Annotated in this window: 10 protein-coding genes; 7 read left to right on the plus strand and 3 right to left on the minus strand. The window is 60.7% G+C overall.

Features of this window, described 5'->3' with window-relative positions; genetic code table 11:
• Nucleotides 1–228 precede the first annotated feature (228 nt).
• Nucleotides 229–1,581 carry a purine-cytosine permease family protein gene (locus P0D80_RS27260; protein ID WP_408181578.1) on the plus strand — a complete coding sequence of 451 codons (1,353 nt, stop codon included), beginning with the start codon at nucleotides 229–231 and terminating at the stop codon, nucleotides 1,579–1,581.
• Between the two features lie 385 nt (nucleotides 1,582–1,966).
• On the opposite strand, the gene P0D80_RS51885 is transcribed toward P0D80_RS27260, so the two are convergent.
• Both P0D80_RS51885 and P0D80_RS27270 read right to left on the minus strand, forming a co-directional pair.
• Nucleotides 1,967–2,881, minus strand: a complete 915-nt coding sequence (locus P0D80_RS51885; RefSeq protein WP_459252761.1) for a reverse transcriptase N-terminal domain-containing protein — start codon at nucleotides 2,879–2,881, stop codon at nucleotides 1,967–1,969.
• A 661-nt stretch (nucleotides 2,882–3,542) separates the two neighbouring features.
• The gene (locus P0D80_RS27270) at nucleotides 3,543–4,262 is read right to left on the minus strand and encodes a FadR/GntR family transcriptional regulator (protein ID WP_408181577.1); all 720 of its coding nucleotides are present in this window, start codon (nucleotides 4,260–4,262) and stop codon (nucleotides 3,543–3,545) included.
• A 143-nt stretch (nucleotides 4,263–4,405) separates the two neighbouring features.
• Here P0D80_RS27270 and uxuA point away from each other — a divergent pair, with 143 nt between their 5' ends.
• The 6 genes from uxuA (at nucleotide 4,406) to P0D80_RS27300 (ending at nucleotide 11,027) form a co-directional block, all read left to right on the plus strand.
• The gene (uxuA, locus tag P0D80_RS27275; RefSeq protein ID WP_408287972.1) at nucleotides 4,406–5,455 is read left to right on the plus strand and encodes a mannonate dehydratase; all 1,050 of its coding nucleotides are present in this window, start codon (nucleotides 4,406–4,408) and stop codon (nucleotides 5,453–5,455) included.
• Nucleotides 5,456–5,506: 51 nt separating this feature from the next.
• Complete coding sequence (locus tag P0D80_RS27280) at nucleotides 5,507–6,541, plus strand: ABC transporter substrate-binding protein (protein WP_408181575.1); 1,035 nt, start codon at nucleotides 5,507–5,509, stop codon at nucleotides 6,539–6,541.
• 84 nt (nucleotides 6,542–6,625) lie between these two features.
• Nucleotides 6,626–8,152 carry an ATP-binding cassette domain-containing protein gene (locus tag P0D80_RS27285; protein WP_408181573.1) on the plus strand — a complete coding sequence of 509 codons (1,527 nt, stop codon included), beginning with the start codon at nucleotides 6,626–6,628 and terminating at the stop codon, nucleotides 8,150–8,152.
• A complete protein-coding gene (locus P0D80_RS27290) occupies nucleotides 8,149–9,084 on the plus strand; it encodes an ABC transporter permease (protein ID WP_408181571.1) in 936 nt (311 codons plus the stop codon). Before P0D80_RS27285 ends, P0D80_RS27290 begins: the two co-directional genes overlap by 4 nt.
• Nucleotides 9,081–10,094 (plus strand): ABC transporter permease, encoded by a 1,014-nt coding sequence (locus P0D80_RS27295; protein ID WP_408181570.1) that lies wholly within the window; start codon nucleotides 9,081–9,083, stop codon nucleotides 10,092–10,094. Before P0D80_RS27290 ends, P0D80_RS27295 begins: the two co-directional genes overlap by 4 nt.
• 24 nt (nucleotides 10,095–10,118) lie before the next feature.
• The gene (locus P0D80_RS27300) at nucleotides 10,119–11,027 is read left to right on the plus strand and encodes an SMP-30/gluconolactonase/LRE family protein (protein ID WP_408287978.1); all 909 of its coding nucleotides are present in this window, start codon (nucleotides 10,119–10,121) and stop codon (nucleotides 11,025–11,027) included.
• A 55-nt stretch (nucleotides 11,028–11,082) separates the two neighbouring features.
• On the opposite strand, the gene P0D80_RS27305 is transcribed toward P0D80_RS27300, so the two are convergent.
• Entirely contained in the window at nucleotides 11,083–12,060 is a 978-nt protein-coding gene (locus tag P0D80_RS27305; protein ID WP_408288043.1) for an ABC transporter substrate-binding protein, read from the minus strand.
• Nucleotides 12,061–12,290: the final 230 nt, after the last annotated feature.

The following is a 12,290-nucleotide window of genomic DNA, read 5'->3' on the forward strand; positions in this document are numbered from 1 at the left end:
GCGCAAGCAGCGCATTCTCGGGCCGGTTGAATTGCGCGCCCGGCCCCGTGATCCCTAAGTGCATTTTCGCGAATCAGATCGTGCGGCGCCATGCGCCGCACGCGGACGCACACGTCCGTCATTTTGTGCCGTACCGGTTGTCTTTCTTTCACTCGTCGCCATGGCACCGAACACGGTCGCTATCACGGCGTCGTTCCCAAACCTGCAGATGCATTGAGGAGCACGATCATGGCCAATCTGGCCCAGGAACCCGCCGAAAGCGATCTGGATCAATCGACCATCGCTATACAGGAGAACGCCCGCATGCCGGCGTTTTCGCTCACGATGGCCTGGTGGGCGGTTTGCAGCGCGGTGTTCTACATTGTCGTCGGCGCAACGCTTGCACTCAATTACGGTGCGCGCAACGCGTTGATCGGGATGGCGCTATCGGTGGTGTCGTACGGTATTGTCAATTCCATCATCAGCCGCTACGCGGTTCGCACCGGCCTGTCCGTCGCGCTATTTTCGCGGGTCTTGTTCGGCAGCGCAGGTGCGGCGCTCGCCACGTTGATCTTCTTCGCGACTGCGATCTACTACGCGGTATTCGAAGGGTCCGTGATCGCTGTTGCGGCGCACAGTCTTTTTCCTGTGCTCGACTACCGGTGGGCGGCGCTGATCGTCGTTTGCTACAGCGTGCCACTCGTGTTCGGCAGCGTGCAGCACTGGCTCGACAAGTTCAACGGCGTACTGTTGCCGTTCTATCTGCTCGGGCTGGTCGCTGCCGTCGCGCTGGCTACCCATGAATATGGCTACAACGCAGCGTGGCTCGACTTCGGCCCGAAAGGCAACGCACCGGCCAACGGCTGGTGGAGTTGCTTTGTCTATTACATGGGCGTCTGGGTGCTGATGATGTTCACTTTCGACTACGCCCGTTTTGGCCGCAAGGAGGACGCGGGTTACCACGGCCGCTTCAACTTTGGCATGCCGTTCTATCTGGTCACGTTCCTGCTGAATGGAGCGGTCGGCATCTATCTGGTCAGTACGATTCCAGGCCTCGGCACACTTTCGGAAGTATCCGTTGTGCTTGCGCTGCTCAAGCTGATGGGGGTCTGGGGTCTGCTGTTCGTGTGGGTAACGCAGTCGCGCATCAATACCGCGAACTACTATCTCGCGGCCATCAATATGCAGGCTTTTTCCCAGAAAGTACTCGGCCTTCGCGCGCCGAAGTTCGTGTGGGCGCTGGTTGTCGGCGTGGCTGTTTATGCCTTGATGATGGCCGATGTATTTTCGAAGATCCTGCAGGCGCTGGCGTATCAGGGAATCTTCGTGGTCGCGTGGGTCGGTGTGGCGCTCGCACACATCCGTTCGACACGCTACGACGAACTGATCGGCGGGGAAGTCGAATGCCGCGATTCGCACGTGCCTGCTTTCAATCCAGGCGGCCTGACCGCATGGTTTGCAGGTGCGTTCGCCGGTCTTGTGTTGATGAATGTCCCGGGACTTGTGCAGTCGTTCTCCGCGCCAGCAAGCTTTCTCGTCTCCTGGCTTGTGTACCGGGGCATGCTCACTTCGGCCAAACGAACGTGGTTCGTGCGTGGCTAGAGCGCAGGCAGACATCGAAGGCGGTGATCTGCCTTTCAGATATCTGCGTCGGTACAGGGTACCTAGTCGCCAGGAGCAGATGATGGCCAGCGGAGTGTCGCTGGTCTAGCGCCGCATTGTGTTTTGGTACGCTGTCAGGAAGACTCACAGCCGGCGCAGGTCCGAACATCCATTTGTTTCAAACCAAATACCGAAGTCCGCCGTTATCGCCTGCGATCTGCATCAGCGACCGACCGCACAGGCCAAAAGACTCAACATGAAGGCCTCACTGCCCACCATCTCTCATTGGCCGTGATGTGCCCCGTGGCGGGCAACTCGGCAGAGGTTGAGGTTCTGGTGCAAATAGGCGGTCCGGGTCGTTGTGTTTCGTATAACTAAGGAAGTCTTATCGAACCGTCAGGACGGCATCCCACACAGCGGGCGCAGCGGTATCCTTGAGGCTTAGCTTCGCGAGGTTGAAGTGTCCTTTGCAAATGCGATGCATGAACTCTATGCCTGCCAGAGTGATGAAGCACTGTTCGATGGCGTCGGCCGTCGAGCGCTCGGGCCGGAATCCATAGGAATTCGGGGCCGCCAGTGTCTCCGCCACCGGTTCCAGAGCGAGCTTCCATAACGCCTGCATCGCCCGGCACTGCATACAGGGAATTCCCAGCGGACGCTTCTTGCCGTTACTCTTTGGAATGTAAACGCGTCGCAGCGGCATCACACGATAGCCGCGATGTCGAAGTGACAACATTCCGTTCCATCTGGCCGCCGGAGATGACCATATCCTGCCGTCCACCCCCGGCGTTCTCTTGCCGCGATTCTCCGTCACCCGCTTCACGGCTAACATCTTGCCGCTATGCGAGCGGGTTAGCAGACGTTGCAATGCATTTACCTTGCCCCATCGGCCTTCCCGAACTGCCTTGGCGATACGCACCTGAAGTCGTTTTACATCTGCCTCGACGTGCGACCAGTTTGCCTGATCCCACATCTGTGCAGCGCGCGAGGGCGCACCAGCCCCGGTCGCTTTCGCGCCGATCGCCGTCATCTGCCTTCCCTCGTATAACGATTGGTCAAGGTTCTCTCGCCATGAATGACCGCAGGGAAGTCTGCCCGCTTTCGCGTCGAGCGATGTTGCAGCCCGTATCCCGTCCATTACAGCCGGGCATTCGCTTTCTCCGCATTCCTTTACCCACAGCGCCAACAGCGTTCCTTGCGGTTCGCCTGCCGATGCCGGCAGCACTATGGGCTTACCCTGTTCCGCATGAATCTCCGAGCGGGGCGGACCCTTCCTCTTCGCCGGCGGCTGATTGTCCATGGCGGCCCAGTATTCAAAGACCACTCCTCACCGCGTACCGTTTTGGTTCAAGCCTGTCAGCACGTTTGGCTTGTTCAAACTCACGACGTTTAGCGGAAGTTCACATATGTTGGTCGTATCCACTCATCCCTTGCTCCTCTCCGCCTTCGTGCTGGCAGATTCCGCCTTGCCTCGCGGCACGGCGTACCGGCTACCCGGCGGCTACGTTGTCCCCGAAGCTTCACACCGAGCTGTTACCAACTCCGCATGTCCGGGTAGGGAACGGTTGATGGAACAACCGGTTTCATCAGGTCATACCTGCACCTGTGAGACAGAAACTCACGCGACTTGCAGGTCGCACGAATACCTGTTTGGCGAGATCAATGCCGAGAATATCGATTTCCATGATGAACCTCCATCCAGACGTCCGGTTGAGTCGATTAGTGTCCCCCGGGGGAGGCGTCGGGTCCATCTCAGTAATTTCTGGCGGTCATCGCCCGCAGAGCCCTGTCCAGCAAGGATCTCCTGTGCTGCAACATTTCCCCGAAACACGGATTCACCAAGCCTCTGATAGATAACCGTTTTTAGACACTAACTGTCAGAAATTGAACGAAAAGGACGATTACCTCATTCTCGCGCCGAGGCGTTCCGTACTCGCGTTATTCCGACCGTAGTCATGCATCTAGCCATTGTCCGGCGGAGCGCCGTCCGGTGAATCCGCGAACAGTGTGTGATGCACATTGCGCAGATGCGCGCGCATCGCATTTTTCGCCGCGCGCGCGTCGCGATTCAGGATCGCCTCGCCAATTCGTCTATGGTCCGCGTTCAGCGCGACAGGAATGTTCTCGTCGGCATAAAAGGTCTCGAGATGAGTGAACATGGGGCTGTAGCGCTTGTTCCAGAGAACCGTCATCACCTCGGTCAGCACCGCGTTACCGGTCATTTCGCTGATAAGCAAGTGAAAGCGCTTGTCCTCGTCGAGAAACGCGGCGTTGTTCACCGATTGCGCCTCCAGCATGCCGATGGTTCGCGCCAGCGCTTCTCGCTGCGCATCAGTGCCGTTTTTGGCTGCAAGCGCGGCGATCTCGCCCTCGATCACCGCGCGCGCGGACAGCAAGTCCGCCGCGCTGAACTCCGCGTCCATCAGCGCGGGCTCGATGCGGGCTTCGCCGGGGTGACGGACGAACACGCCGGTGCCGGTGCGGATTTCGACCCAGCCTGCTATCTCGAGTGCGATCAGCGCTTCGCGCACCGACGACCGGCCAACCCCAAGTTGTTTCGACAGTTCGCGCTCGGCCGGCAATGCCTGCCCTTGTTGAAACGTGCCGTCCTTGATAAATCCGATGAGCAACGTCGAAATCTTCTGGTACAAGCGCTCCGCTTTGAGGCTCGGCAGTTCCATCTCTTCACTCCGTCAACTGAATTGCGCGCCCAAAAGTAAGCCGCTATACTGTTTTTGCGGTCTAGTGGCCTGACCACCCGACCAAAAAATTGCTTTTTGTAAGCATAGCATCCCTTCGGGACGGGTCCTTAATAGGCAACGGCATGAAGATGACTTTTCGGTGGTTCGGCCGGGACGACCCCGTCTCGCTGGACTATATCCGTCAGATCCCGGGCATGTACGGCATTGTTTCGGCCATCTACGACGTGCCTGTCGGGGAAGTCTGGCCGCCCGAGAAAATCGTCGAACTGAAGGCCACCGTCCACGCGGCGGGCCTGGCAATCGATGTGATCGAGAGCGTGCCGGTTCATGAAGACATCAAGCTTGGCAAGCCCTCGCGGGACGCATTGATTTCGAATTACGCGCGCACGCTGCGCAATCTGGGCGCGGCCGGAATCAAGGTCGTTTGCTACAACTTCATGCCGGTGTTCGACTGGACCCGGACCACGCTTGCGAAGTGCCTGCCCGACGGTTCGACCACGCTTGCGTTCGACGTGGACACGGTCGCGAGCATCAATCCCGACGACGGAATCCAGTTGCCCGGCTGGGATTTGAGCTACGACGCAGGCCAATTGCGCGCGCTGCTGGCCGAATACGCGTCCTGCAGTGAAGAGCGCCTCTGGGCAAACCTCGAATACTTCTTACAGCGCGTTATTCCCGTGGCGGAGGAAGCCGGAATCCGCATGGCAATCCATCCTGACGATCCGCCGCGACCCATTTTCGGCTTGCCGCGTATCGTCAAGAATCGCGCGGATCTTGAACGCGTACTTTCCATCGTGGATAGCCCGGCGAACGGGCTCACGTTATGTTCCGGCTCGCTCGGCGCAGATACCGCGAACGACGTCGCCGCGATGGTCCGGGAATTCGCCGCCCGGGGATGCATCCCGTTTGCGCACATGCGCAACGTCAAGGTGAACGATAAAGGCGATTTCCATGAGACCGCGCATCGAACGGCTGATGGTTCGCTCGACATGGCGGCGATCATGCAGGCCTACAGCGATGCGGATTACACCGGGTATCTCCGTCCGGACCACGGCCGAATGATATGGGGCGAGACGGGCAAGCCAGGTTATGGCCTCTACGATCGCGCCCTCGGCGCGGTCTATCTGAACGGGCTCTGGGAAGGCATCCGCAAGGCAAGGGAGCTGGCCTAGCCCCAACTCGGCATCAAAATCGGAAACGCTGTCATAACAGGAGACAAATGGATGATCGGTTCAGGAAAGCATGTGTGCGCCGTGCTCGCGCTGGCGTCGTGCATGGTGGCGTCTTCGGCGCACGCACAGGTGGCGGCTGGCGATACGTCGCAAAAGAAGATCGCACTGTCCAATAGCTTCGCGGGCAACGCCTGGCGGCAATCGATGCTCAAGAGCTGGGCTGCGGTATCGACTGTTGCGGTGCAGGAAAAGAAAGTCGCCGCCGCGCCTGCGTTTACGACCGCCGAGAACCAGGTGACGGAGCAGGCCCAGCAGATCCAGAACCTGATTCTGCAGGGCTATAACGCGATCGTGATCGACGCCGTCTCGCCCACCGCGCTCAACGGTACGATCAAGAAGGCTTGCTCCGCCGGCGTCGTCGTGGTGTCGTTCGACGGCATTGTCGATGAACCGTGCGCGTATCGTGTTAATTTCGATTTCCGCGGCTGGGGCGAGGCGGGCGTCGACTATCTCGCCAAACGTCTGAACGGCAGGGGCAATATTCTCGAAGTGCGAGGCGTGGCGGGGATCTCCGTCGATAACCTCATGCACGAGGGTGTGCTCGCGGGACTGAAGAAGTACCCGGGCATGAAGCTCGTCGGTTCGGTGAACGGCGACTGGACGCAATCGGTGGCGCAGAAGGCGGTGGCCGGCATCCTGCCGACGCTTCCGCAAGTCGATGGTGTGGCGACCGAAGGCGAGATGTCGTTCGGCATTGCGCAGGCCTTCACGGCGGCCAACCGGCCGGTTCCGCCGATGATTATCGGCAGCACGTATGCGGAGCTCAACTGGTGGAACGAGCAGTCGAAAAACGGCTATCAGTCGCGTTCACTGTCGAATCCCCCGGGCGCGGTATCGTTTGCATTCTGGGTGGCACAGCAGGTGTTGGCCGGCAAGAATATCCCGAAGGACGTGACCATCAATGTGCCGCTCCTCGATATTTCGCAGGAACAGTTGCAGGCGAAGCTCTCGGCGACGCCGCAGGGCGGCATCAGCGACGTGACCTACACGTTGCCGCAAACGGTCGCGCTGCTCAGCAAGAAGTAAGCTGAATGCGCCCGCCCGCGGCGGGCGCATGAGCCCGACCCAGGCGGTTATGTGATGTCGGAACCAGACATGCGGAGCATGTGAATGGGCGAAATAAAAAATACGCCAGAGACGGAAGAGACAGGGCGCGAGGCGCTGATCCGGTTCCATGGCATCGGCAAGACATTCGGCCGCGTGCGCGCGCTGACTGATATCAACTTCAGCTTCCTGCGGGGCGAGTGCGTAGGCATCGCCGGGCATAACGGCGCCGGAAAATCGACGCTCATGGCCGTGCTCGCGGGCGTCTTCGAACCTACGCAAGGGCACATCGAGGTCGATGGCGAGTCGTTGCCGGGCTACGACGCCAACGCCGCGCGCCACGCCGGCGTGCGCTGCGTGTTCCAGGAGTTGTCGCTCTGCGCGAACTTGAGCATCGCCGAGAACATGTGCATCGTGCATCCGCAACTGCGTGGGCGCAGTTGGCGGCGGCGGGCGACCGCTCTCATGCGTGCGAAGCTGGAAGAAATCTTTCCCGGCAACGGATTGAGCGGCAACGAACTGGTCTCCGACCTCACGCTCACGCAGCGGCAGATGGTCGAGATCGCCCGGGGTTTCACTATCACCGATACTCCCGTGCGTCTCGTGATTCTCGACGAACCCACCTCGTCGCTCGATGCGCATACCGCGGAACAGTTGCTTGCCTTCGTGCGCAAGGCTGCGCAGGGCGGCATCACGTGCCTGCTTATCACTCACATGCTCGGCGAGATACAGCGTGTGGCGGACCGCGTGATAGTGATGCGCGACGGGAGCATTGTCAGCGTGCTCGCGCGGGACAATCTCAGCCGCAAAGCGATCATCCTTGCGATGGGCCAGCACCTCGAGGTCGACAAGGCGTCGGCCGACCAGCGTGCGCGCCTTCAACGCGCCGACGGCCCGGAGTACCAATGGGCGCTCGGCGCGGGACGGCGAACGAAGATCGATGCTTCGCGCGGCGAGGTGATCGGCTTTGCGGGGCTCGCGGGACAAGGGCAGACGGAGGCGCTGCTAGCCATCTACGAAGCCGCTACCAGCCGCGGAGCTGGTCGCGCGAAAGTGGCTTTCGTGGCAGGCGATCGCGGGCGCGACGGTGTGTTTCCCGTTTGGTCGATCGCGCAGAACCTCGACCTCCGCTGGTTGGGCGGCGGTATGGCTGAAGCGGGCAGGGCCGGGGCGAAGCGCTTGCCGATTCGAGGGCTCGTGGATTTTGCGGCGGCGCGCGCGGTCGTCGAGGCGTGGCGCGTGAAGATCGGGATTCGCGGTGCATCGATGAACGCGGGCATTCTCTCGCTGTCCGGCGGTAACCAGCAAAAGGTGCTGTTCGCACGCGCGCTCGCTTCGGATGCCGATCTGATCCTGATGGACGATCCCACTCGCGGTGTCGATGTCGGCACCAAACGAGACATCTATCAACTCGTGCGCGACGAAGCGGCGAAGGGCCGCACCTTCATCTGGTACACGACCGAGAACGAAGAACTGACGTATTGTGACCGGACCTATGTGTTTCGTTCGGCATCTGTCACGCGCCTGCTGCACGCCGACGAATGCACGGAGGAAGCACTCCTGGCCGCCAGTTTCGAGGAGCATGCCGCATGACGTTTGCGATTACCCAGGCGCGATTGCGCGCGTTGCTTCCGGCCATCTCGCTGGTCGCCGTGCTCGTGCCGATCCTGTGCCTGCAGCCAGCAACGATGAGCTATTTCGGTTCGAGCCTGTTGCTGAACCTTGCCGTGCCTATCGTGCTCGCGACGCTCGCTCAACTCGCGATCATCACGGTCAACGACCTGGATTTATCGATCGGGCCATTTGTGAGCCTCGTGGCCTGCATTGGCGCGACCCTGCTGGTGAAGCAGCCGTGGCTCGGCGTACTGGCGCTGGTGGGCTGCGTGCTGGCGTACGCAGCGGTCGGGGCGCTGATCGAGTTGCGGCAGATTCCATCGATTGTGGTGACCCTTGGCCTGGCGTTCGTCTGGAGCGGGCTCGCGATCGTGTTGCTGCCCTCCCCGGGCGGCACGAGCCCCGAGTGGCTCGGCACGGCGATGAACTACCAGACACCGTGGATCGCAGCACCTATCGTCTGGTCCGCCCTGATCGCAGTGCTTGGGCATCTGTTACTGATGCGCACGTCGGCGGGCGTCCGGATTCGCGGAGCCGGGGGAAATCCACGCGCGATGCGTCGTTTCGGCTGGTCGCTCGTGCGCAGCAAGGCGACGCTTTACGGCATCGCGGGTTTGTTCGGCGTTTTGTCGGGTTTGTCGCTTCTGGGCCTGACCACCTCTGCCGATGCCAATCTCGCTTTGCGTTATACGCTGCTGTCGATTGCGGCCGTGATCCTGGGCGGCGGGGAATTCGTCGGCGGGCGCGTGTCGGTGATCGGTGCGGTGCTGGGCGCGATCACGCTGACGCTTGCCGCGTCGTTTCTCGCATTCCTGAATATTTCGTCGGACTGGCAAGTCGGCATGCAAGGGGCGATCCTGATCGTCGTGCTGTCGTTGCGCGTGATGCTGCAACGCGGAGACCACCAATGAGCCCGCAAACATCCAGCGAAGTGCGCAGCGATAAAGAAGCGACCGTTGCGCTGGTGCCCAGATCCGGCTGGTTGGCCCGGCTCAAAAGCGTTCAGGCGCCGTGGGCCTGGTCGTTCGCGGGTGCGGTTCTGGTCTGGCTGGCCATCGTCTTGATCTTCGGGTTTTCGATTGCGGCCAACGTGGCCCAGACGGCGCTGGTGTACGGCGTTTTCATGGTGCTGGTGGGTCTCGGGCAGATGCTTGTCATCACGTCCGGCGTGGGCAACATCGACTTGTCGGTGCCGTCCACGATCGCACTCGCGGGCGTCGTCAGCATGCACGTGATGAACGGGTTGAACGGCCAGATCGTGCTGGGCTTCGCGGCGGTGCTCGGCGTGGGTATCGCGGTCGGGCTCGCCAATTACGCGCTGATCCGCCTGCTTCGCATTCCGCCGATCATCGCGACGTTGTCGTCCAGCTTCATAATCCAGTCGCTGGCAATCACGCAGGGGCGTCAATTGCCGCCGCCGCCTGCTGCGCTCGGGGCGTTTGCAGCCGGTCGCCTCGCGCAGATCCCGTACATTGCACTGGCGGCGTTTGTGTTGTCGCTTGCGCTCGCGTTGCTGCTGCATCGTTCCATCTACGGCCGCCGGCTTTCCGCCATCGGACAGAACTCGCGCGCTGCATGGCTCGCAGGCGTCGATGTGCATTGGACGCGTTGCATTGCCTACGTGCTGTCATCGGTGATTGCGGCGGTCACCGCGCTGCTGCTCGCGGCGGTCTCCGGCGGCGCGTCGCTCGACATGGGCGTGGAGTACATGTTGATATCGATCGCCGTTGTCGTGATCGGCGGCACGCTCGTCACAGGCGGCAAGCCGACCATCGCCGGGGTCTGGGGTGCATCGATGTTCCTGTTTCTCACGAATGCCGTACTCAATGCGGTCGGCGCCGATTCGGGCGTGCGCTCGGTGGTGTACGGTTTGCTGATCATTGTCGTAACGGTCGCGGCCGGCGGCAAGGCGTTGCGATAAAAGCGCGTTCAAAAGGACAAGATAGTGAAATCTGACGAACTTGAAGTACACGATCCCCGTTTTCGCACGCTGGTCCAGCCTAATGCGCCACTGCAAAGGCTCACCGACGAATGCCTGTGGGCCGAGGGGCCGGTGTACTTTCCGGCGACCGACTTGCTGATCTGGAGTGATATCCCCAACAACCGCATGTTGCGATGGGCGCCGGGCATGGGCGTGGGCGTCTACCGGTCCAACTCCAATTACAGCAACGGCAATACCCGCGACCGCGAAGGACGCCTGTTAAGCTGCGAGCACGGCGGCCGTCAAGTCACGCGCACGGAGCACGATGGCAGCGTTGTCGTGCTCGCGTCGCATTACGAAGGCCGGCGACTGAATTCCCCAAACGATCTTGTTGTTGATTCGCACGGCGCGATCTGGTTCACCGATCCTGACTATGGAATCCTGAGCGATTACGAAGGCTTTCGCGCATCGAGCGAAATCGGTAGTTGCAATGTGTATTGTGTTTCGCCAGACGATGGACGCGTGTGCCTCGTTGCCGACGACTTCGTTAAGCCTAATGGACTTGCGTTTTCGCCGGACGAAGCACGTCTGTACATTGCGGACTCCGGTGCGTCGCATGATGTGGATGGGCCGCGCCATATCCGCGTCTTCGACGTCGCCAGCGGCGGAGCGTTGCGCAACGGACGCATATTCGTGGAGATGGAAAGCGGCGTGCCGGATGGCCTGAGGACGGACGAACACGGCAATGTATGGACGAGTGCGGAAGACGGTGTGCACTGCTATGCGCCAGATGGCACCTTGCTCGGCAAGATCCTGATTCTCGAAACGGTGGCCAACCTGACCTTTGGCGGCCTGAGCCGCAACCGGCTGTTCATTACAGCGAGTTCATCGGTGTATGCGCTGCATGTTGGTGTTCGGGGCGCCGCACGCTGAAGCAGAAACAACGTACAGCGCCGGCCAATCAAGCCGGCCGGCGCTTGTGGATTCGTTACTTGCCTGCCACGACTGCAACCACTTCCTCGCGCGTGTATTCCTTGTTCGCGAGCGAGCCCGGCGGCGTTTTTGCCAGCACGGCGTCGAGCTCTTCCGGCTTCACTTGGAGCACGGGCATACGGATGTCGTGCGGCATCTTCTTGCCTGCCAGCAATTGCTGCGTCACCCAGAATGCAAACGTGGACGCACCCGGCGGAATGGTTACCGACATGGTTTCATAGCCGCTCTTCTTCTGATCGGCCCACCACGCGAGTTCTTCCTGGCGATTGCCGAGGATGATGATCGGTGTCGGCCTGCCGGCTGCCTTCAGCGCCTGTGCTGTGCCGAAACCATCGCCGCCTTGCGTGAGGACGCCGTCGATTTTCGGCAACGTCGGCAAGATGCTCGCCACTTCTTTCTGCGCGACTGTTTGTGTCCAGTCGCCATGTACCGATCCGACTACCTTCAGACCCGGATACTTTTTGAGCTCCTCGACCATGCCTTGATGAATCTCGTCGTCGACCGACACGCCGGCCAGTCCGCGGATCTCGAGCAGGTCGCCCTTGCCATTGAGTCGCTTCGCCAGATAATCCACCTGCATTCTGCCCACGCCCTGGAAGTCGACGGCGATTCGGTATGCGCAAGGCTCGGTTGCGATGCCGTCGAACGACACGACCGTCACGCCCGCGGCGCACGCCTGCTTGATCACGCCGTTAAGCGCGGTGGGGGACACAGCGTCGACCGTTATTGCCTTGAAGCCCTGGAGAATCAGGTTCTGGATTTGCTGGACTTGCTCGGTCGCCTGGCTTTCGGCCGTGGTAAATGTGGGTGCAGCTGCCACCACTTTCTGTTTGACTGCGACGTCCGCGACGTCCGCGACGTCGGACCAACTCTTGAGCATCATCTGACGCCAGCTGTTGCCGGCGTAGTTATTCGATAGCGCGATTTTCAGTGACGATGTATCGCCTGTTGCCACTTGGGCTGACGCCGACATCGCGAACCCGGCAAAAAACGCGACGCTGAAAATCTTGCAAGCCAGTCTGCTTGATCGCACGTGCTGTCTCCTTTCGTATGTAATGTGATTCAAGCGCCGACGACGGTTCGAGCCGCGCTCGTCACTGCATCATTTTGCCGGATTTGAGGGCATACGTGCCATGACTATCGAGGTATTTCGGACGCCGGCACAAAGAGGGCGATGAAAGAAAGCCTGCGAACTCACGTGAC

It is taken from the genome of Paraburkholderia sp. RL17-373-BIF-A, from assembly GCF_046030175.1.
Lineage (GTDB): Bacteria > Pseudomonadota > Gammaproteobacteria > Burkholderiales > Burkholderiaceae > Paraburkholderia.